Raw genomic sequence first — 19,812 nt, forward strand, 5'->3', positions numbered from 1 at the left:
CATGTCGTTCGTCAGCGTCGAACAGCTCGACAAGAGCTACGGTGCCACCAGCATCTTCCGCGATATCGACTTCGCCGCCGCCCGCGGCGAGTTCGTCACCCTGCTCGGCCCCAGCGGCTGCGGCAAGTCCACCCTGCTGCGCTGCATCGCCGGGCTGACCGAGGTCGACAGCGGGCGCATCCTCATCGACGGCGAGGATGTGGTGCCTTTGCCGCCGCAGAAGCGCGGGATCGCCATGGTGTTCCAGAGCTACGCGCTGTTCCCCAACATGACCGTGCAACAGAACGTCGCCTTCGGCCTGCGCATGCAGAAGGTGCCGGCGGCGGAACTGAAGCAGCGGGTCGCCGAAGCCATCGAACTGGTGGAACTGGGCGAGTACGCCGCACGCTACCCGCACCAGCTCTCCGGCGGCCAGTGCCAGCGGGTGGCGCTGGCCCGCTCGCTGGTGACGCGCCCGCGCCTGCTGCTGCTCGACGAGCCGCTGTCGGCCCTCGACGCGCGCATCCGCAAGCACCTGCGCGAACAGATCCGCCGCATCCAGCAGGAGCTGGGGCTGACCACGGTGTTCGTCACCCATGATCAGGAAGAAGCGCTGACCCTGTCCGACCGCATCGTCCTGATGAACGCCGGACGCATCGTCCAGAGCGGCGACGCGGAGACCCTCTACACCGCGCCGGAAAACGCCTTCGCCGCCGGCTTCATCGGCAACTACAACCTGCTCGACGCCGAACAGGCCAGCCGCCTGCTCGGCCAGCCCTGCGCGCACCAGGTGGCGATCCGCCCGGAATCCCTGCGCCTGGGCTACGAACCGAGCGAAGGCGTGCCGGCGCTGGTACGCTCGCACAGTCTGCTCGGCAACGTGATCCGTTACCGCGTCGAGGCCGCCGGGGTGGAACTCACCGTCGACGTCCTCAACCGCAGCGCAGACCGCCTGTATCCGGCCGGCAGTCAGCTGACGCTGGTCATCGATCGCAACAGTATTCGAGAGGTAGCTTGATGAGCCTGGTGATCTTCGACCTGGACGAGACCATGATCCACGGCGACTGCTCCAGCCTGTGGAGCCAGCGCATGGCGAGTCTCGGCTGGGTCGACGAATCCTTCGTCCGCCGCGACGCCGAACTGATGGAGCAGTACGCCGAAGGCAAGCTGTCCATGGACCTGTACATGGACTACACCCTGCAACCGCTGATCGGTCGCAGCGTCGAGGAAGTCGAGCGGGAAGTGGAGGCCTACGTCGAGGAGGTCATCGAGCCGCTGATCTACAGCGACGCCTGCGCCTGCCTGGCGCGCCACCGCAGCGCCAACGACCGGGTGCTGATCGTCTCCGCATCCGGGGTGCACCTGGTCAAGCCGATCGCGGCGCGGATCGGCGTCGACGAAGTCCTCGCCATCGATCTCGAAGTGCTCGACGGACACTACACCGGCCGCACCCTCGGCACCCTCACCTATCGCGAAGGCAAGGTATTGCGTCTGCTCGACCTGCTGGAAGGAGACGATCGCCAACTGGCCGACGCCTGGTTCTATTCGGACTCGCGCAACGACCTGCCGCTGCTGAAGCTGGTCGGCCATCCGAACACGGTCAATCCGGACCCGACCCTGCTCGCCTACGCCAAGGAAATGGGCTGGCCGGTCAACGCCTGGCGCTGACAGGCTCGCCGCGAAAGCGCGAGCGGATCGCGCTTTCCATCGCCTCGACGGTGCCGAAGCGGCTCCTCAGGCCAGCGATGGGTCCACCACCAGCACGACCTTGCCCTGCACCTGGTTGCTCGCCAGCGCCTCGAACGCCGTCTCGGCGTCGCCGATCGGGAAGGTTCGCTCCAGCTGCGCACGGAGTTTCCCGGCGGAGAACAATGGCCAGACCTTCAATCCCAGCTCGGCAATCAGTTGCGCCTTGAACTCGGTATCGCGGGTACGCAGGGTCGAGCCGGTCAACTGGATGCGCTTGCCTAGCAGTTGTGCCAGGTCCAGTTGCGCCTCGCGGCCGCCCATCAGGCCGATGATCACCCAGCGCCCGTCGCTCCGCAGCAGCTCCAGGTTCAACCCGGCATAGCGGGCACCGACCGGGTCGAGGATCACGTTGAACGGGGCGAAATCGCGCAGCGATTCCAGGCTCTGCTTGCGCAGCGCGCCACCGGCGGCGCCCAGGGATTCGCAGTAGGCCAGGCGTTCGGCAGAACCGACGCTGACCCAGCAGGGGTTGCCGAACGCCTTGCACAGTTGGATGCCGGCCGAACCGACGCCGCTGGCGCCGGCGTGCAGCAGCACTTTCTCGCCGGGCTGCAACGCCGCCAGTTGGAACAGGTTCAGCCAGGCCGTGGCGTAGACCTCCGGAATCCCCGCCGCCTCCGCCAGGCTCAGCCCTGCCGGGACCGGCAGTACGTGGCGCGCGTCCACCACCACTTCCTCGGCCATGCCGCCGCCGGCGAGCAGCGCGCAGACCCGGTCGCCGACCTGCCAGGTGCTGCCCGCGCCCACCTCGCTGACCACACCCGCACACTCGAGCCCCAGCGCCGGGCTGGCGCCGGGTGGCGGCGGGTAGAGCCCGGCCTTCTGCAACAGGTCGGCGCGGTTGAGTCCGGCGGCCGCCACGCGGATGCGGATTTCGCCCTGACCGCAGGACGGGGCGGCGATTTCCGACCACTCGACACGACCTTCGATACCTTGCAATGCGTTCACGCTGCCTCCATAGTGGGGTTGTTACGGCCCGATCACCCAGAGTCGGGCTTTTTGCATTGCGCCAAGGGAACCCGGCGCCGGCTAATAAGGCCTAATATGCGTCATTACTCCGCGATCAGTCGAATCAGCATGAAGCGTTTTCTGCCCCGTACCGCCCTGTTGCTCCTCCTCGGCGCCAGTTCGCTGCCGCTGTTCGCCTCGACCGCCGTCTCCGTCGGCAGCGCCCAGAATTCCTGGGACAGCCTGCAGCCGGACCGCGAGCAGGTCATCGCCAGCCTCAACGTGGTGGAGCTGCTCAAGCGGCACCACTACAACAAGCCGCCGCTGAACGATGAACGCTCGGCCAAGATCTACGACAGCTACCTGAAGATGCTCGATCCGGCGCGGATGTACTTCACCGCCGGCGACATCGCCGAGTTCGATCGCTGGCGCAACAGGTTCGACGACTTCCTCAAGAGCGGCGATCTCGATCCCGGCTTCGTCATCTACAAGCGTCACCTCGACCGCCTGAAAGGCCGTCTCGACTACGCCCTGGCGATGCTCGACAAGGGCGTCGACAAGATCGACTTCAGCGTCGACGAGAGCCTGCTGATCGACCGCGAGAAGGCCCCCTGGGCGAAGGACACCGCAGAGCTCGACGACCTCTGGCGCAAGAAGGTGAAGGACGAGGTCCTGCGCCTGAAGATCACCGGCAAGGACGACAAGGCGATCCAGGAACAGCTCACCAAGCGCTACAAGAACCAACTGTCGCGCCTGAAGCAGACCCGCAGCGAAGACATCTTCCAGGCCTACATCAACGCCTTCGCCCAGTCCTACGATCCGCACACCCAGTACCTGTCGCCGGACAACGCGGAAAACTTCGACATCAACATGAGCCTCTCGCTGGAAGGCATCGGCGCGGTGCTGCAGAGCGACAACGACTACGTCAAGGTCGTACGCCTGGTGCCGGCCGGCCCGGCGGCGAAGAGCAAGCAGATCGCCACCTCCGACAAGATCATCGGCGTCGCCCAGGGCAAGGGCGAAATGGTCGACGTGGTCGGCTGGCGCCTGGATGAAGTGGTCAAGCTGATCCGTGGGCCGAAAGGCTCCCAGGTACGCCTGGAAGTGATTCCGGCGAGCAACGCGCCGAACGACCAGACCAGCAAGATCGTCGCCATCACCCGCGAGGCGGTGAAGCTGGAGGACCAGGCGGCGAAGAAATCCATCATCAAGGTCGACCACGAAGGCCGCAGCTACAAGCTCGGCGTGATCGACCTGCCGGCCTTCTACCTGGACTTCAAGGCCTACCGCGCCGGCGACCCGAACTACAAGAGCACCACCCGCGACGTGAAGAAGCTGGTCGCCGAATTGCAGAAGGACAAGGTCGACGGCATCGTCCTCGACCTGCGCAACAACGGCGGCGGCTCCCTGCAGGAAGCCACCGAGCTGACCGGCCTGTTCATCGACCAGGGCCCGACCGTGCTGGTGCGCAACAGCGACGGCCGCGTCGACGTGCTCAACGACGACGAAGGCAAGGCCTTCTATACCGGCCCGCTGGCGGTGCTGGTCAACCGTCTCTCGGCCTCCGCCTCGGAGATCTTCGCCGGCGCCATGCAGGACTACCACCGCGCGCTGATCCTCGGTGGACAGACCTTCGCAAGGGCACCGTGCAGACCATCCAGCCGCTCAACCACGGCGAACTGAAGCTGACCCTGGCGAAGTTCTACCGTGTCTCCGGGCAGAGCACCCAGCACCAGGGCGTGATCCCGGACATCAGCTACCCGTCCATCGTCGACGACAAGGAAATCGGCGAAAGCGCCCTGCCCGACTCGATGCCCTGGGACACCATCCGCCCGGTGGTGAAGGACGAGGCCAACCCGTTCAAGCCGTTCCTCGCGCAACTCAAGGCCCAGCACGACGCGCGCACCGAGAACAACGCCGACTTCGTCTACGCCCGCGAGCGCCTGGCGCTGGCCCAGGAGCTGATGAAGGAGAAGACCGTCAGCCTGAACGAGGCCAAGCGCCGCGCCCAGCAGACCAGCATCGAGAACCGCCAGTTGGCCATGGAGAACGCCCTGCGCAAGTCCAAGGGCCAGGAGCCGCTGAAGGAACTCAAGCGCGAGGACGAGAACGCCCTGCCGGAAGAGGACGACAAGACCAAGCCGCAGGACGACGCCTACCTCACCGAGTCCGGGCACATCCTGCTGGACTACCTGAACCTCAACTCGGCGGTGGCCAAGCACTGAGTTCAGCGGGAGCGTCATAAAACAGTCATGGGACTGTCGTGAAATACGGGGCCGGTTGCACAACCGGCCCTTTTTCATTGCGACGAGAGCGTTCCATGACCGTCACCGAGCAGTTGAGCGCCCTGGACAGCATCCTGGCCCACGGCGACCTGCACTGCCTGTTCCAGCCCATCCTCTCGCTTTCCGAACGGCGTCTGGTCGGCTACGAAGCGCTGACCCGCGGTCCGTCCAACAGCCCGCTGCACTCGCCCCTGGCGTTGTTCGCCGTGGCCCGCCAATGCGGACGGCTGAGCGAACTGGAACTGCTCTGCCGACAACGCGCCTTCAGCCGCTTCCGCGACATCCAGGGCGACGCCAAGCTGTTCCTCAACGTCTCTCCGGAGTCCCTCCTCGAAGCCGGCCATCCGCCCGGCCGCACCCTGCAATTGCTGCAACAGCTGGGGATCTCGCCGAACCGGGTGGTGATCGAACTGACCGAACAGACCCCCATCGACGACTTCGACCTGCTCGACACCGCGCTGCACCACTATCGCGCCATGGGCTTCTCCATCGCCCTCGACGACCTCGGCGCTGGCTACTCCAGCCTGCGCCTGTGGTCGGAACTGCGTCCGGATTACGTGAAGATCGACCGCCACTTCGTCGACGGCATCCACCTGGACACCGTGAAACGCGAGTTCGTCGGCTCCATCCTGAAGATGGCCCGAGCCTCTCGCGCCCAGGTCATCGCCGAAGGCATCGAACTGCCCGAGGAACTGGCGGTGCTTAGCGAGATGGGGGTTGACCTGGTGCAAGGCTATCTGTTCGGCCGCCCGCAGGAACACCCGGCAAGCGACGTACAACAGATGCTGCCCAGCGCTGGCGCCCCCAGCCAGTCTTCCAGCGACGAGCATGGCGACCTGCGTGCGCTGCTGCTGGAACAGCGCGCGGTCGACGTTCGCACCTCGACCCAGGAAGTGGTGGAAATCTTCCGCCGCCAGGCCAACCTGAACTCCCTGGCGATCCTCGACGAAGAGGGGCGTCCCATCGGCATCGTCCATCGCCACGCGCTCACCGACGCCTTGCTCCGGCCCTTCGCCTGCGACCTGTTCCTGCGCAAGCCGATCAGCCGCCTGATGAGCGACGATTTTCTCGCCGTGGAACTCGGCCAGACCCTGCAGCAGGTCAGCCGCCTGCTGACCAGCCGCGCACGCCAGCGTATCGAGGAAGATTTCATCGTCACCCGCGGCGGGCACTATGCGGGCATGGGCCGGGTGATCGACGTGCTCAGGCTGATCACCGAGGAAAAGCTCCAGCAGGCGCGGCACGCCAATCCGCTCACCTTGCTTCCCGGCAACGTGCCGATCCAGCAATGCCTCGAACGCCTGCTGCAACAAAGGCGCGAGGCGGTGATCTGCTACATCGACATCGACAGCTTCAAACCCTTCAACGATCTCTACGGCTACGCCCGCGGCGACGAGGTCCTGCTGTGCCTGGCACAGTGCCTGAGCGAACGGATCGACCCGGGCAGCGACTTCGTCGGCCACATCGGCGGCGACGACTTCATGCTGGTGCTCGGCCCCGAGGACTGGCGCACACGGATCGACCGGTTGCTGGAAACCTTCCAGAGCCAATGCCGGCGCTTCTACAGCCGCGAGCACCTGGAAGCCGGCTGTTTCGTTGCGCACAACCGCCATGGCCAGCGCGAGGAGTACCCGCTGCTGTCATTGTCCGTCGGCGTGGTGCATCTACCGGCCGAAGCCTGCCAGGGAATGGATGCCGCGCACCTGGCGACGCTGGCCTCCGAGGCCAAGCGCCAGGCCAAGGCGGTGCCAGGCTACAGCCTGCACCTGATCGAGGCCGCCTGAATCGTTCGTTCAGCTATAGACCGAGCGCGGACGCCCGTTGCGCATAGTGCTCGGCGCGCTCGCTGTCCGGCGCCAGGCCCGGGCCTCCATCGCGGTAGAGTTCCGCCAGCTTGCGCGCCGCCAGCGGGTGGCCCGCCTCTGCCGCTAGTGCCCAGTGGCGGCTGGCTGCCAGCGCGTCGGGCGCTTGCCGGCTGTCGCCCTTGAGCGCCTGCACGCCGAGCTGGTAGGCCGCTTTCCCATCGCCCGCGCTGGCAGCCAGGCGCAGCAGGCGCAGGCCCTCCTCGCGTGCGCCGAAGCCCTGTCCACGGAACAGCAGCAGGTGACCGTAGAACGCCTGGGCGTCGCGGTGTCCGAGGTTGGCCATGCGCGAGAACTGCCCCTGCATCCACTGCCAGGCTCGCGGCTGCTTGACCAGCCAGGGCCAGCCCAGCAACTGCCGGGCCACGCCGTAACCGAGGCGGGCGCGCAGGCGCCAGATCCATTCAGAGTTCATCGGGATACTCGAATTCGAAGACACGGACCACTTCCGCCGCATGCCAGCCAGCCGCGGCCGGGCCGTCCGGCGGACCGGAAAAACGCCCGAGGCGCTCCACGCACTCGAAGAAACCGGTGCGCGGCAAGCGGCTTGCGCCCTGGCTGATGACCAGCGAACTGCGCAACGGACGCCCCGAGCGCGCATCCAGCGATGCCAGGTGCTCGAGAGCCGCGGTGAGGGTGGTCATCGCCGGAGTCGGCAGTTGCAGGCGCTCGATCAGCGCCCGGTAGGTGAGCAGATGACGCTGGCGACGCGCATCCTCGATTTCCAGCAGCAGGCTATCCCAGTGTTTACGGCTGATCAGCACACTCAAGGTCAGGCCCCCGTCGCTTTGCCCAGCACACGCTCCAGGGCGAACAGGATGGCCTCGCTGGCCTCGCGTTCGCCGCGTTCGATCATCGCCATGTAGGAAGGACTGATACCGACCTCCCGGGCCACCTGTTCCAGGCTCAGGCCGCGCGCCTCGCGGCGCTCCAGCAGGCTCGCGAATGGCACCGCCGGCGCGGTCGTCTCCACCGCGACACTGGCGGCCGGGCGACCGGCGGCGGCCAGCAACGCCTGGTATTCGGCCCAGGGCAACACCGCGTATTCCGCCTCGCCGTCTCGCGTGATCACTTGGACATTCATGTCGGTCTCCTTGCAAGCCGCCATCTTATCAGGCACCGCGCCGCTGCGGACTGGCTATACTGCTGCCCTGGTCACACAGTCTGCCTGGTGGAGGAGCCCACGGGTGCGCCGGAGAAGTCTTGGTTTGTGCATCCTGCTGGGAGTCGGACAGGCCTTCGCCGGCGAGCTGCGCTGGGGCTTCAGCCCCGCCGACGGCATGCCCTACGTGGACATCGTCGATCACCAGCTGCAAGGCGGCTTCACCCGCCAGTTGGGGGAGCGGGTCGCGCAGCGGCTGGGATTGTCGCTGCGTTTCGTGGAAACGCCGAACCGAAGGATCGACGGCTTCATGGCCAGCGGACATATTCACGTGATCTGCAACTCCAACCCCGGATGGGATAGCAAACCCGAACGCTACCATTGGTCTCCTGCCCTCTTCGAAGAGCAGGACGTCCTGCTGCAGCGCGACGACCGTCCGGCGATCCGCGACTTCGCCGAGCTGCGCGGCAAGACCCTGGGTACAAGTCTAGGCTATGTCTACGCGGACGATCTCATGCAGGCCTTCGCTGCCGGGGAAATTCGCCGCGAAGATACCCGCGACCTGGCCAGTCGCGTGCAGATGCTCAAGCGTTCGCGCCTGGACGCCGCGGTGGACATGCGCCGCCCGCTGCTCTACCTGACGCGCCAGCATCCCGAGCTGGGCCTGAGCGTCAGTCCGCTGGTACTGCAGAGCTATCGGATGCACTGCATCTATGGCGGACAACTGCCGGTCCCCGTCGAAAGTATGGACCGGGTGCTCGACGAGATGGTCAGGGACGGCAGCATCGAGCGCCTGCTGGAAAACAGCCTGCGAACCCCTCAGGAACCCTGAACGCGCTCCGCCCTGGGAGCCGGCAGCTCTCGCAGCGCCTGCTGCGTCTCGACGCCCTGGGCGTCGCGCCAGACCTTGAAGGCATCCAGCTCGGACTGCCAGCGACGCACTACCCAGGCCAGGACGGCGAGATCGTCGAGCAAGCCGACACCGAAGATGAAGTCGGGGACGATATCCACCGGCGAAAGGAAATAGGCCAGCGCCGCGATCACCGAGAGCAACGCCTGGCGGCTGAGTCCGCGGTATTCGCCGCGAACCCAGGCCACCAGCAGTTCCTGCAGCAGGCGCAGGTCGCTCTTCACCAGCTTCAGGCGCGAGCGCTTGCGTGCTACCGCAATCAACAAGGCGGGCACCCGGCCACGGGCCAGGAAACGTTCCGCGATCCCCAGGTAACGACTGAATCCTCGTGGTGCATCCATCCTTCCACCTCGCTCAAGCGCTTGCCGCCGAGGCTCTCCGGGTTATCCACGCATACTGTGGATAACCTTGTGAACAGCCCCCCCTTCCGTCGGCGAGAAGCCCGTCGCTACAGGCTTTCCGACAGATCGGACACTTTTTAGACAATGCTCTAAAAGCATTGAAAATCAAGGGTTTGACCTAGCGCAACGGACAACCCGAGGTCAATACCGTAGGTCGGGTCGACGTGCGACAAATGTGTGCATAAGGGTAACACCGGCCGTGCCCTCGACCTGTTTTCAGACCCTCGCGGCAGCGCCTGGGTTCAGCCGAATCCGCAAATGAAAACGCCCCGTCATGGACGGGGCGTTTCATGCATCGCGGCGGAAGAATTACTTCTTCGCGTCCGCCTTGGCTTCGGGCTGCGCTGCGGCACCGGCCTCGGGCTCCGCGTCCGGCTTGGACGGATCCTTGATGCCGAGCAGTTCCATGTCGAAGACCAGTACCGAGTTGGCCGGGATCGCCGGGCTCGGGCTCTGCGCGCCGTAGGCCAGCTCGCTGGGGATGTACAGCTTGATCTTCTCGCCGACATGCATCAGTTGCAGGGCTTCGACCCAACCCGGGATCACGCCGCTGACCGGCAGGTCGATCGGGCTGCCGCGCTCGATGGAGCTGTCGAAGACGGTGCCATCGGTCAGGCGGCCTTCGTAGTGGACGGTCACCACGTCGGTGGCCTTCGGTTGCGGGCCATCGGCCTTCTTCACGATTTCGTACTGGAGGCCGGAAGCGGTGGTGGTCACGCCGTCGCGCTTGCCGTTTTCCTCGAGGAACTTCTTGCCGGCCTTGGCGTTTTCGTCGCCGATGGCGGCCATGCGCTCCTCGGCACGTTTCTGCAGGAAGGCGAAGGCTTCGGTCAGCTCTTCATCGGTGAGCTGCTGCTTCTTCTTGCCGAGGGCGTCTTCGATGCCCTTGGCGACGGCTTTCGAATCCAGGTCGTCCATGCCTTCCTGGGACAGGCTCTTGCCCATGTTCAGGCCGATACCATAGGAAGCTTTCTGCGCCGGGGTCTTCAACTCAACGTTGGTCTGCGAATCGCAGCCGGAGAGAACCAGACCGACCAGTGCGATCGCTGCTGCCAACCGATGTTGTTTCATGCTGAGTCCTTTAATCTGTTCGCCGCTCGGGCATATTCGATGAAGCCGCGAGCTTAGCAGGCTGTCGCGACCAGTGGCTATGGGCAATAGGAACAGGTGCGCGCGGATAAGTTCAAGGCCGAACTTTCCGAAAAATGAAGGAGATAGCAGAACGAACGCGTGGAACGAGGACAGAAGAACAGCGGAAAGGAAGCGTCGAAAAACGTCGAATTATGAAGCGGGAAGGAAGCGCAAGAGATACAGCGAAGGAAGGAAATGGCGCAGCGGACGGGACTCGAACCCGCGACCCCCGGCGTGACAGGCCGGTATTCTAACCGACTGAACTACCGCTGCGCGTAACTTGCGAGATTGGTGGGTGATGACGGGATCGAACCGCCGACCCTCTGCTTGTAAGGCAGATGCTCTCCCAGCTGAGCTAATCACCCTTCACTCTCGAAGTGGGGCGCATTCTACGGAGCGATTCGGCCCCTGGCAAGCCCCTCGATGAAAAAAATTTTCTGCCGTTCCAAGGAGTTAGCGACGGACCGGGGTTGGCCTGAGCCGCCAGCGGCGGAATAATGGGTCCTTTGTGCCCGGAGAGAACGACCCCATGTGGTTCCGCAATCTGCTCGTCTACCGCCTCACCCAGGATCTGCAACTGGATGCCGATTCCCTCGAGAAAGCCCTCGGCGAAAAACCCGCCCGCCCCTGCGCCAGCCAGGAGCTGACCACCTACGGCTTCACCGCGCCGTTCGGCAAAGGCCCGGACGCACCGCTGGTACACGTCAGCCAGGACTTCTTCCTGATCTCGGCACGCAAGGAAGAGCGCATCCTGCCGGGCAGCGTCGTGCGTGACGCACTGAAGGAAAAGGTCGACGAGATCGAAGCCCAGCAGATGCGCAAGGTCTACAAGAAGGAACGCGACCAGTTGAAGGACGAGATCGTCCAGACCCTGCTGCCGCGCGCTTTCATCCGCCGCTCCAGCACCTTCGCCGCGATCGCGCCGAGCCTCGGCCTGATCCTGGTCGACTCGGCCAGCGCGAAGAAGGCCGAAGACCTGCTCTCGACGCTGCGCGAAGCGCTCGGCTCCCTGCCGGTACGCCCGCTGAGCGTGAAGGTCGCGCCGACCGCGACCCTCACCGACTGGGTCAAGACCCAGGAAGCCGCCGGCGACTTCCACGTGCTCGACGAATGCGAGCTGCGCGACACCCACGAGGACGGCGGCGTGGTCCGTTGCAAGCGCCAGGACCTGACCAGCGAGGAAATCCAGCTGCATCTCACCGCCGGCAAGCTGGTCACCCAGTTGTCCCTGGCCTGGTCGGACAAGCTGTCCTTCGTCCTCGACGACAAGCTGGCGGTCAAGCGCCTGCGCTTCGAAGACCTGCTGCAGGAGCAGGCGGAAAAGGACGGCGGCGAAGACGCCCTCGGCCAGCTCGATGCCAGCTTCACCCTGATGATGCTGACCTTCGCCGAATTCCTTCCGGCGCTCTTCGAGGCCCTCGGCGGCGAAGAAATCCCCCAGGGCGTCTGACGCCCCGCTCTCCCGGCGGCGCCCGCCGCTGGGAGAGTCGCGCCCGGCATGGCAGACTGGCGGCCGTCCAATAACAAGGAAAGCCCATGCGTGCCCTGACCGCCCTGAGCCGTTTCGTCAGCGCCAGCTTCCCGTTCTGGGTCCTGCTGTTCGCCATCCTCGCCTTCTTCCAGCCGGCCTGGTTCCTCCCGCTCACCGTCGCCATCGCGCCGCTGCTCGGCCTGGTGATGTTCGGCATGGGCCTGACGCTCAAGGGCGAAGACTTCCGCGAGGTCGCCCGGCACCCCATACGGGTGCTGATCGGCGTGCTGGCCCAGTTCGTCATCATGCCCGGCCTGGCCTGGCTGCTCTGCCGCCTGTTGCAGTTGCCGGCGGAGATCGCGGTGGGCGTGATCCTGGTCGGCTGCTGCCCCGGCGGCACCGCTTCCAACGTGATGACCTGGCTGTCCCGTGGCGATGTCGCCCTGTCGGTGGCGATCACCTCGGTGACCACCCTGCTCGCCCCGCTGGTCACGCCGGCGCTGGTCTGGCTGCTGGCTTCGGCTTGGCTGCCGGTGTCGTTCGCGGCGATGTTCCTGTCGATCCTCCAGGTGGTGCTGGTGCCCATCGCCCTCGGCCTGCTGGCACAGCGCCTGCTCGGCGAGCGCACCCGGCAGGTGGCGGAGGTGCTGCCGCTGGTCTCGGTATTCAGCATCGTGGTGATCATCGCCGCGGTGGTGGCCGCCAGCCAGGCGCGGATCGCCGAGTCCGGCCTGCTGATCATGGCCGTGGTGATGCTGCACAACGGCTTCGGCCTGTTGCTCGGCTATCTCACCGGCAAGCTGACCGGCATGCCGCTGGCGCAGCGCAAGGCCCTGGCCATCGAAGTCGGCATGCAGAACTCGGGGCTCGGCGCGGCGCTGGCCAACGCCCACTTCTCGCCCCTGGCAGCGGTGCCCAGCGCGCTGTTCAGCGTCTGGCACAATCTCTCCGGTTCGCTGCTGGCCGCCCTGTTCCGGCGCATGGAAGATACGCCGCGTTGAGCTGGATCCCGGTCGGGAAGCCTTGTCCCGACCGATGAACCATGCAAAATACCGCACGCAGTGAGGACGACCTCACCACCCGCCTCCGGCCGGTGACCGAATGGGGACGGCCCCGCCACCCGTTGCCCTGGAGATCGCCATGTCCTGGATCATCCTGTTTTTCGCCGGCCTGTTCGAAGTGGGCTGGGCCGTTGGTCTGAAATACACCGAAGGCTTCAGCAAGCCGCTTCCCACGGTCCTCACGGCGCTCGCCATGCTGGTCAGCCTGGGCCTGCTCGGCCTGGCCATGAAGCACCTGCCGCTGGGCACCGCCTATGCCGTCTGGACCGGGGTCGGCGCGGTCGGCACGGTAATCGCCGGGATCGTCCTGTTCGGCGAATCCATGGCATTGCTGCGCCTGGCCAGCGTCGCGCTGATCGTCTGCGGACTGGTCGGCCTCAAGCTGAGCCATTAGACATCCATCGAATATGCTCCGAGGGGTATCGCTTTCCGCAGTTTTATCGCGTACTCTGCGACCACTGTGCTTGCTTGGGTCACAGTGAATCGTGACCTGGTGTGGTAGATCTCGGTCCGCTCATCGCCTCGGCTCCTCGTACTCTTTGCAACTCAGTACCTACCGGCTCGGATATTTCCGTCGCCGCAATCAACTTTGTTTCAGGAGTTACACCATGTCGAATCGTCAGAACGGCACCGTAAAATGGTTCAACGACGCCAAAGGCTTCGGCTTCATCACCCCGGAAAGCGGTAACGACCTGTTCGTTCACTTCCGTTCCATCCAGGGCACCGGCTTCAAGAGCCTGCAGGAAGGCCAGAAGGTTTCCTTCGTGGTCGTCAACGGCCAGAAAGGCCTGCAAGCCGACGAAGTACAAGTTATCTAACTTGTAGTTCGCCAAAAAAAGCCCCGGCATCGCCGGGGCTTTTTCGTTTCTGCGGATCGATCAGCGAGCTTCGCCGCGCAAGCTCGTCACCCGCGCCTGCAGGTCGAGGCGCTCCACCGCCTCCGGCGCCACCGATTCGCCGGCCACCAGGCTTACCCGCGACCACAGGCGGCGGAAGAAGCCCTTGTTCGGGTCGCGGCTGAAGAAGCTGCCCCACAGACCCTGCAGCGCCATGGGGATCACCGGAACCGGGGTTTCCTCGATGATCCGCTCGATCCCGGCGCGGAACTCATTCATCTCGCCGTCGGCGGTCAGCTTGCCCTCAGGGAAGATGCACACCAGCTCCCCGTCCCTCAGGTAGTCGGCGATGCGCTGGAAGGCGCGTTCGTAGATCCCTTCGTCCTCGTGGCGCGCCGCTATGGGCACCGCGCCGGCGGTGCGGAAGACGAAGTTGAGCACCGGCAGCGAGAAGATCCTGTAGTACATGACGAAGCGCACCGGCCGCCGGATCGAGCCGGCGATCAGCAGCGCGTCCACGTACGAGACGTGGTTGCACACCAGCACCGCCGCTCCCTCGTCCGGGATCGCCTCCAGATTCACATGCCGGACCCGGTACATGGTGTGGCTGAGCAGCCAGACCAGGAAGCGCATGGTGAATTCCGGGACGATCTTGAAGATGTACACGTTCACCGCGACGTTCATCAGCGACAGAGCGAGAAACAGCTGCGGGATCGACAGCTTGGCGACGCTGAGGAAGAGGATCGAGACCAGCGCCGCGGCGACCATGAACAGGGCGTTGAGGATGTTGTTGGCGGCGATCACCCGGGCCCGCTTGTCTTCGTCGGTGCGCGCCTGGATCAGGGCGTACAGCGGTACGATGTAGAAGCCGCCGAAAATGCCGATGAACAGGATGTCGGCCAGCACCGCCCAGGTCTCATGGTGGCGCAGCACCGCCAGCCAGTCGTAGGGCGCCTCGCCTGGGGGAATGCCGCCGGCGTGCCACCAGAGGAGGATGCCGAAGACGGTCAGGCCGATCGAGCCGAACGGCACCAGGCCGATCTCCACCTTGCGACCGGAAAGCTTCTCGCACAGCATCGAGCCCAGCGCGATGCCCACCGAGAACACGGTGAGGATCAGGGTCACCACGCTTTCGTCGCCGTGCAGCCATTCCTTGGCGAAGGTCGGGATCTGCGTCAGGTAGACCGCGCCGAGGAACCAGAACCAGGAGTTGCCCACCAGCGAGCGCGAGACCGCCGGGCGCTGGCCGAGCCCCAGGCGGAGGATGCTCCAGGACTGGGCGAAGATGTTCCAGTCGAGCTTCAACCCCGGCAGCGCCGCCGCCGCTCGCGGAATGCCGCGGCTGGCCAGGTAGCCGCAGGCGGCCACCAGCACCACCGCGGTGGCCACCGCCGCCGCGTAATGCGCATGGGACATCAGCACGCCGGCGCCGATGGTGCCGGCCAGGATCGCCAGGAAGGTGCCCATCTCCACCAGCGCGTTGCCGCCGACCAGTTCGTCCTCGTGCAGGTGCTGGGGCAGGATCGAATACTTCACCGGGCCAAATAGCGCCGAGTGGGTGCCCATGGCGAACAGCGCGACGAACATCAGCGGCAGGCTGCCGAAGACGAAGCCGGCAGCGCCGACCAGCATGATGCCCACCTCGGCCAGCTTCAGCGCGCGCATCAGCGCGTCCTTGTTGTACTTCTCGCCGAACTGTCCGCCCAGTGCCGAGAACAGGAAGAACGGCAGGATGAACAGCAGCGCGCAGAGGTTGACCAGCAGGCTGCGGTCGCCGCTGACGCTGAGGTGATAGAGGATGGCGAGGATCAGCGACTGCTTGAAGATGTTGTCGTTGAAGGCGCCGAGCAGCTGGGTGATGAAGAACGGCAGGAAACGCCGCTTGCCCAGCAGGGCGAATTGCGAATGTTGGGTCATCGTCCTTGTTACCTTGCGTGGCCGCCGAAAGGAAGCCCGTCATCGATTGGACTGCATGGACCGCGGATCAGGCCACAGCGTTCCGATGGAAATTCCGCGCCCATCATAGAACAGGCGTCCGCGTTGCCGCAGGACGCCTGTCGTCGGACGATGCGCCAAGTCGCATCCGAATATTCAGAAACCGACGCTGGCCTGCATGAACAGCGTTCGCGGCTGACCCACGTAGATTCCCGAATTGTTGTCGCTGGAGCGGGTGAAATACTGCTTGTCGAACAGGTTCTTCACCCCGAGGCCGAGCTTCAGGTTCGACGCCTGCGGGCCGAAGTCGTAGCCGACGCGGGCATTCCAGGTCACGTAGCCGGGAATGTCGCCGTACTGGCCGTCGGCGCTGGGCTCGGTGATGTAGTTGTGGGTGAAGTTGCCCTGGCTGTCGGTGCTCAGCCCTGGCGCGCGCTGCATGGACTGGGCGAAGGCGTCGAGGTTGTAGGTCCAGTGGTCGACCTCGTAGCGCACCCCGGCGGTGGCCACCTGGCGCGAGTAGAGCGGCAGGTCGCGCCCCTTGAAGGAGGGAATGTCGCCTTCGTAGGTGGCGCGGGTATAGGTGAGGCTGCCGTAGACCGACAGGCCGTCCAGGCGCGGATCGAGAGCGGCGAAGTCATAGTGGCCGGAAGTCTCGATGCCCTGGTGCTTGGTGGCGCCGAGGTTGGTCCAGCCGACGTCGTTGCTGACGTACTGCAGCTCGTCGTCGAAGTCGATGTAGAACAGCGTGATCTCGCCGCCCCAGCTGCCGTTGTCGTAGCGCGTGCCCAATTCGTAGGTCTTGGCCTTCTCCGGCTCCAGGCCGGCGGCGGTATCGTTGCCGCTGCCGCCCTGGCCGAGCTGGAAGTACTGCAGGCTGCCGAACGATTCGGAGTAGTTGGCGAACAGCTTCCACTCGTCGCTCAAGTGATACATCAGGCTCAGCGCCGGCAGCGGTTCGTTGTAGTCCTTGCTGCGCTTCTTCTCCTGCACCGGCTTGCCGTTCAGGCCGAGCACCGGGCGGTCGCGCCAGTCGCTGTCGATCTTCTCGAAGCGGATGCCGGGGGTGATGGTCCAGTTGCCGACATCGATCTTGTCGTCGATGTAGAAGGCGCTGGCCTCGGTACCGCCGGTACGGTCCTGGTAGGTATGGCCGTCCGAGCCGGGACGCACGGTCGGCACATTGTCGACCAGGGCCAGCTGGCTGGCGCGCTCGTTCATCGCTTCCTTCAGGTAGCGGTAGCCGATGCCGACCTCCTGGGTGGTCGGGCCGGCGAAGAAGATCCGCGAGACCCGCGGCTCCACCGCGAACACATGGTAGTCGCGCGGGTACGAGGTGATGGTCCTGAGGTTGCGCGCGGCGATGCTGCTGCCGCGGAAACTGTCGCTGTAGTAGGTGAGCACCTCGAACTGGGTGAGGTCGTCGACCTGGCGGGTGTACTTCAGCGAGAAGTCCTTGCGCCGACCACGGAAGTTGTCCCAGTCGCGCACCGACTGGAAGGGATCGTCGTCGTACTGCGCCTGGGTCAGGCCGCCCGGCATATCGGCGTAGGCGTCGTAGTAGTGGAAGTTGGCCGCCAACTGGTCGCTGTCGGTGAGCTGCCAATGGGTCTTGAGCAGCACGTCGTCGATATCGTTGTCGTTGTTGCCGTCGCGGTAGTCGGCGCCCTTCACCCCGGAATACAGCAGCGCCACGCCCAGGCCGTTGTCGGCGGTCCCGCCGAGGAACGCCTGGTTGAGCTTCTTCCAGCCGCCGTGGCCGGCATGCTCGATGGTGGTGCCGATTTCGCCGGAGAACTTCTCCGGAATCGCCCGGGTCACGAAGTTGATCACCCCGCCGACGTTCTGCGGGCCGTAGCGCACCGAGCCGGCGCCGCGCACGACGTCGATGCTCTCCAGGTTGCCGATGGACAGCGGCATCATCGACAGCTGCGGCTGGCCGTAGGGCGCCACCGCCGCCGGCACGCCGTCGATCATCACCGTCGAGCGCGGCGACAGGCGTGAAGTCAGGCCACGCACCCCGACGTTCAGGGAGATGTCGCTGCCGCCGGTACCGTTGTTGTCCTGCACTTGCACGCCGGGCACCTTGCGCAGCACGTCACGGACGCTCTGCGCACCGCTCTCGAGCATTTCCCGACGACGCACCACGCTGCGCGCGCCGGGATGGTTCTGCACCACCGCCTGGTCGGCTTCGCCCAGCCAGTCGCCGACCACGGTGACCGTGCCCAGCTCCTTGGCTTCCTCTTCGGCCTGCGCTGCCTGCATGGACACACCCAGCGCGATGGCGACGGCCAGGCGCGACAACGAACTCACGGACGACATCGAGGCTCCCCCAGGGACGCAGGAAAAAGTGGGGCGCAAAATTACGGCAAATCGTAAAGAACGTAAATACAAATGATTTGCAAATGTGAGCTTGACTTATTCGTATGTCGTCAAGGACGAGCGCGCGCAGGCCGAGCGGTATTCACCCGGTGCCACCCCGTAGGCCTGCTTGAACTGGCGACCGAGGTGGCTCTGGTCGGCGAAGCCCAGCTCCAGGGCCACCTCCAGCGGCGCCCGGCCGCTCTTGAGCAGTGCCCTGGCCTGCTCCAGGCGGCGCTGTCTGAGCCAGGCGTGGGGCGGCATGCCGGTGGCGCGACGGAAGACCCGGGCAAAATGGAACGGGGACAGATTGACCGCCGCCGCCAGTTCCTCCAGCGAAGGCGGATCGAGCAACCGCGCCGCCAGCAGTTCGCGGGCGCGGGCCACCGCCAACGGCTCCTGCCCGGCCTTCGGCGCTTCTGGCAGGCGGGCGTGGCGACGGAACAGGGCGAGCACCGTCTCGCGCCAGCGGGTCTGGGTTTCCAGGCTGCCGGCATGCTCGGCCAGCAGGCGGTGCAAGTGGACGAAGGCGCGTGCCAGGGGCTGGTCGTGGATCACGCTGTCGGCGAAACGCGGCACGCCGCCATGATGGATTTCCAGCTCGTCGAGAATCCCGTCGATCTGCTCCATCTCCGGGTAGTAGCCGCGATAGAGCCAACCGGCATCATGGGCCTTGGAGCCGGTGTGCACTTCGTCGGGGTTGATCAGCACCATGCTGCCCAGCGGGGCCAGGTGCTCGCCGCCACGATGGCGGAAGCGCTGCGCGCCCTGCTCGATGATGACCAGGGCGAAGCTGCTGTGCACGTGCGGCGCGAAGCGCTGCTCCACATAGCGCGCGTGCAGCAGTTCGACGCCGCCCAGTTCGGCGGCGCGCCAGAAATGCGTGTGTTCTCCGCTCGTCTCGTCCGGCACTGCCGTCTCCTCGTTCGCCCGGACGGGCCGCCCAGCATACCGCAGGAGCGACGGAACCGGCTTCAGCCGGTGAAGCTGGCTTCCAGCGCCGCCTTGACCTGCGGCCATTCGTGGTCGGTGATGCTGTAGACGAAGGTGTCGTCTAGCCGCCCGCCGGCCAGCCGCCGGTGGTTGCGCAGCACGCCCTCGCGCTGCGCGCCGAGCTTGTCGATGGCGCCCTGGGCGCGCAGGTTGCTCGCCGCCGTGCTGAGCTGCACGCGGACCATGCGCAGGTTGTCGAAGGCATGCTTGAGCATCAGGTACTTGATCATGCGGTTCAGGCCGCTGCCGTGCTGGGCCTGGTCGAGCCAGGTCCAGCCGATCTCGCAGGCCGGCAAGGCGGGAAGGAATTCGGCGAAGCGCGTGGTCCCGACCAGTTGCACGCCGAGGCGGACGGCGAGCGGCAACGCCCTGCCCTCGCGCTGCTCGGCGAGGCTCTGGCGGTACCAGTCCGGCCGCGTCGGTCCGTCCATGTACTGCAGCGCCTCGCGGTTGGCTTCGGCGAGGCTCACCAGCTCGGGAATGTCCGCTTCCACCAGCGGCTCGAGACGCAAGGCTCCGCGCTGCAGGGTGATCGGTAGCGGCTTGAACATGGGCGCCCTCCTCGACATCGACGCAAAACTCCGCTCCCATCAGAGCGTAGCGGCCGCGTTTAGTGCCGCAGCCGAAACCGGCTACGATGAACGGACAGCCGGCCGCCGGGGCCGTCCGCGCTCACGCAGCCCGGCACGCTACCAACTCCGCGCGTCCGGCTCAAGCATGCGTGCGACCTTGGTCGCAGGCGGCCTGACGCGCGGGCCGACAAGTGCGAAACTGGCGCGAAAGCAAGA

General features: G+C 65.5%; 18 protein-coding genes, 2 tRNA genes and 1 pseudogene. 9 read left to right on the plus strand and 12 right to left on the minus strand.

Translation table 11 applies throughout. The features are described 5' to 3' along the window. Nucleotide 1 precedes the first annotated feature (1 nt). Nucleotides 2–997, plus strand: coding sequence for an ABC transporter ATP-binding protein (locus M6E97_RS09530; protein ID WP_003138362.1), 996 nt, complete (start codon nucleotides 2–4; stop codon nucleotides 995–997). After that, nucleotides 997–1,647 carry an HAD family hydrolase gene (locus M6E97_RS09535; RefSeq protein WP_003091591.1) on the plus strand — a complete coding sequence of 217 codons (651 nt, stop codon included), beginning with the start codon at nucleotides 997–999 and terminating at the stop codon, nucleotides 1,645–1,647. Before M6E97_RS09530 ends, M6E97_RS09535 begins: the two co-directional genes overlap by 1 nt. Before the next feature lie 66 nt (nucleotides 1,648–1,713). Here M6E97_RS09535 and M6E97_RS09540 read toward each other — a convergent pair whose 3' ends face one another. After that, nucleotides 1,714–2,676 carry an NAD(P)H-quinone oxidoreductase gene (locus M6E97_RS09540; protein ID WP_033938795.1) on the minus strand — a complete coding sequence of 321 codons (963 nt, stop codon included), beginning with the start codon at nucleotides 2,674–2,676 and terminating at the stop codon, nucleotides 1,714–1,716. Between the two features lie 129 nt (nucleotides 2,677–2,805). Here M6E97_RS09540 and M6E97_RS09545 point away from each other — a divergent pair. Together M6E97_RS09545 and M6E97_RS09550 are read left to right on the plus strand one after the other, a co-directional pair. Further along, nucleotides 2,806–4,901 (plus strand): annotated as a pseudogene (locus tag M6E97_RS09545) (carboxy terminal-processing peptidase). A gap of 95 nt (nucleotides 4,902–4,996) precedes the next feature. Further along, nucleotides 4,997–6,745, plus strand: coding sequence for a bifunctional diguanylate cyclase/phosphodiesterase (locus M6E97_RS09550; RefSeq protein ID WP_033938796.1), 1,749 nt, complete (start codon nucleotides 4,997–4,999; stop codon nucleotides 6,743–6,745). Between the two features lie 13 nt (nucleotides 6,746–6,758). Here the strand turns inward: M6E97_RS09550 and M6E97_RS09555 are convergent, their stop codons facing one another. Genes M6E97_RS09555 through M6E97_RS09565 form a run of 3 tightly spaced genes read right to left on the minus strand, consistent with a single transcriptional unit; the run spans nucleotide 6,759 to nucleotide 7,907 of the window. Continuing rightward, nucleotides 6,759–7,238: a sel1 repeat family protein gene (locus M6E97_RS09555; RefSeq protein ID WP_003109166.1), complete on the minus strand. Its 480-nt coding sequence runs from the start codon at nucleotides 7,236–7,238 to the stop codon at nucleotides 6,759–6,761. Next, entirely contained in the window at nucleotides 7,228–7,593 is a 366-nt protein-coding gene (locus M6E97_RS09560) for a hypothetical protein (RefSeq protein WP_003114793.1), read from the minus strand. Before M6E97_RS09560 ends, M6E97_RS09555 begins: the two co-directional genes overlap by 11 nt. A 2-nt stretch (nucleotides 7,594–7,595) precedes the next feature. After that, the gene (locus M6E97_RS09565; protein WP_003138351.1) at nucleotides 7,596–7,907 is read right to left on the minus strand and encodes a helix-turn-helix domain-containing protein; all 312 of its coding nucleotides are present in this window, start codon (nucleotides 7,905–7,907) and stop codon (nucleotides 7,596–7,598) included. A gap of 103 nt (nucleotides 7,908–8,010) precedes the next feature. Here M6E97_RS09565 and M6E97_RS09570 point away from each other — a divergent pair, with 103 nt between their 5' ends. Next, a complete protein-coding gene (locus M6E97_RS09570) occupies nucleotides 8,011–8,757 on the plus strand; it encodes a substrate-binding periplasmic protein (RefSeq protein ID WP_003091598.1) in 747 nt (248 codons plus the stop codon). Here the strand turns inward: M6E97_RS09570 and M6E97_RS09575 are convergent. The 4 genes from M6E97_RS09575 to M6E97_RS09590 all read right to left on the minus strand — a co-directional run bounded on the left by M6E97_RS09575 (nucleotide 8,745) and on the right by M6E97_RS09590 (nucleotide 10,732). Then, complete coding sequence (locus M6E97_RS09575; RefSeq protein WP_003109163.1) at nucleotides 8,745–9,176, minus strand: YkvA family protein; 432 nt, start codon at nucleotides 9,174–9,176, stop codon at nucleotides 8,745–8,747. The two genes, M6E97_RS09570 and M6E97_RS09575, sit on opposite strands and share 13 nt — an antisense overlap. Nucleotides 9,177–9,545: 369 nt before the next feature. Further along, entirely contained in the window at nucleotides 9,546–10,307 is a 762-nt protein-coding gene (locus M6E97_RS09580; protein WP_003091600.1) for an FKBP-type peptidyl-prolyl cis-trans isomerase, read from the minus strand. A 256-nt stretch (nucleotides 10,308–10,563) separates the two neighbouring features. Continuing rightward, nucleotides 10,564–10,640 (minus strand) — tRNA-Asp (locus M6E97_RS09585). Nucleotides 10,641–10,656: 16 nt separating this feature from the next. Continuing rightward, a tRNA-Val gene (locus tag M6E97_RS09590) sits at nucleotides 10,657–10,732 on the minus strand. 164 nt (nucleotides 10,733–10,896) lie between these two features. On the opposite strand from M6E97_RS09590, the gene rdgC reads away from it, so the two are divergent. The 4 genes from rdgC to M6E97_RS09610 all read left to right on the plus strand — a co-directional run bounded on the left by rdgC (nucleotide 10,897) and on the right by M6E97_RS09610 (nucleotide 13,717). Beyond that, the gene (gene rdgC, locus M6E97_RS09595) at nucleotides 10,897–11,817 is read left to right on the plus strand and encodes a recombination-associated protein RdgC (RefSeq protein WP_003091601.1); all 921 of its coding nucleotides are present in this window, start codon (nucleotides 10,897–10,899) and stop codon (nucleotides 11,815–11,817) included. A gap of 86 nt (nucleotides 11,818–11,903) precedes the next feature. Further along, complete coding sequence (locus M6E97_RS09600) at nucleotides 11,904–12,839, plus strand: bile acid:sodium symporter family protein (RefSeq protein ID WP_015502604.1); 936 nt, start codon at nucleotides 11,904–11,906, stop codon at nucleotides 12,837–12,839. A 139-nt stretch (nucleotides 12,840–12,978) separates the two neighbouring features. Continuing rightward, nucleotides 12,979–13,293 (plus strand): quaternary ammonium compound efflux SMR transporter SugE, encoded by a 315-nt coding sequence (gene sugE / locus M6E97_RS09605; protein WP_003091603.1) that lies wholly within the window; start codon nucleotides 12,979–12,981, stop codon nucleotides 13,291–13,293. A 214-nt stretch (nucleotides 13,294–13,507) separates the two neighbouring features. Then, nucleotides 13,508–13,717: a cold-shock protein gene (locus M6E97_RS09610; protein ID WP_003091604.1), complete on the plus strand. Its 210-nt coding sequence runs from the start codon at nucleotides 13,508–13,510 to the stop codon at nucleotides 13,715–13,717. A 60-nt stretch (nucleotides 13,718–13,777) separates the two neighbouring features. On the opposite strand, the gene M6E97_RS09615 is transcribed toward M6E97_RS09610, so the two are convergent. From M6E97_RS09615 to M6E97_RS09630, 4 genes are all read right to left on the minus strand, one after another. Next, entirely contained in the window at nucleotides 13,778–15,652 is a 1,875-nt protein-coding gene (locus M6E97_RS09615; protein WP_003117607.1) for an MFS transporter, read from the minus strand. Between the two features lie 174 nt (nucleotides 15,653–15,826). Beyond that, on the minus strand, nucleotides 15,827–17,992 hold the full coding sequence (locus M6E97_RS09620) for a TonB-dependent receptor family protein (protein WP_033989266.1): 2,166 nt from the start codon (nucleotides 17,990–17,992) through the stop codon (nucleotides 15,827–15,829). A gap of 96 nt (nucleotides 17,993–18,088) precedes the next feature. Continuing rightward, entirely contained in the window at nucleotides 18,089–18,943 is an 855-nt protein-coding gene (locus M6E97_RS09625) for an AraC family transcriptional regulator (protein WP_003117606.1), read from the minus strand. Nucleotides 18,944–19,005: 62 nt separating this feature from the next. Beyond that, nucleotides 19,006–19,593 (minus strand): GNAT family N-acetyltransferase, encoded by a 588-nt coding sequence (locus tag M6E97_RS09630; RefSeq protein ID WP_003119682.1) that lies wholly within the window; start codon nucleotides 19,591–19,593, stop codon nucleotides 19,006–19,008. Nucleotides 19,594–19,812 lie beyond the last annotated feature (219 nt).

It is taken from the genome of Pseudomonas sp. B111, from assembly GCF_026428275.1.
In the GTDB taxonomy this organism is placed as follows: domain Bacteria; phylum Pseudomonadota; class Gammaproteobacteria; order Pseudomonadales; family Pseudomonadaceae; genus Pseudomonas; species Pseudomonas aeruginosa.

Bases quoted from the DNA above. Each gene is read 5' to 3' on its own strand.
- rdgC (WP_003091601.1), top strand. From the start codon at position 10,897: ATGTGGTTCCGCAATCTGCTCGTCTACCGCCTCACCCAGGATCTGCAA.
- sugE (WP_003091603.1), top strand. From the start codon at position 12,979: ATGTCCTGGATCATCCTGTTTTTCGCCGGCCTGTTCGAAGTGGGCTGG.
- M6E97_RS09535 (WP_003091591.1), top strand. From the start codon at position 997: ATGAGCCTGGTGATCTTCGACCTGGACGAGACCATGATCCACGGCGAC.
- M6E97_RS09555 (WP_003109166.1), bottom strand. From the start codon at position 7,238: ATGAACTCTGAATGGATCTGGCGCCTGCGCGCCCGCCTCGGTTACGGC.
- M6E97_RS09615 (WP_003117607.1), bottom strand. From the start codon at position 15,652: ATGACCCAACATTCGCAATTCGCCCTGCTGGGCAAGCGGCGTTTCCTG.
- M6E97_RS09620 (WP_033989266.1), bottom strand. From the start codon at position 17,992: ATGTCGTCCGTGAGTTCGTTGTCGCGCCTGGCCGTCGCCATCGCGCTG.
- M6E97_RS09610 (WP_003091604.1), top strand. From the start codon at position 13,508: ATGTCGAATCGTCAGAACGGCACCGTAAAATGGTTCAACGACGCCAAA.
- M6E97_RS09550 (WP_033938796.1), top strand. From the start codon at position 4,997: ATGACCGTCACCGAGCAGTTGAGCGCCCTGGACAGCATCCTGGCCCAC.
- M6E97_RS09580 (WP_003091600.1), bottom strand. From the start codon at position 10,307: ATGAAACAACATCGGTTGGCAGCAGCGATCGCACTGGTCGGTCTGGTT.
- M6E97_RS09565 (WP_003138351.1), bottom strand. From the start codon at position 7,907: ATGAATGTCCAAGTGATCACGCGAGACGGCGAGGCGGAATACGCGGTG.
- M6E97_RS09600 (WP_015502604.1), top strand. From the start codon at position 11,904: ATGCGTGCCCTGACCGCCCTGAGCCGTTTCGTCAGCGCCAGCTTCCCG.
- M6E97_RS09530 (WP_003138362.1), top strand. From the start codon at position 2: ATGTCGTTCGTCAGCGTCGAACAGCTCGACAAGAGCTACGGTGCCACC.
- M6E97_RS09630 (WP_003119682.1), bottom strand. From the start codon at position 19,593: ATGTCGAGGAGGGCGCCCATGTTCAAGCCGCTACCGATCACCCTGCAG.
- M6E97_RS09575 (WP_003109163.1), bottom strand. From the start codon at position 9,176: ATGGATGCACCACGAGGATTCAGTCGTTACCTGGGGATCGCGGAACGT.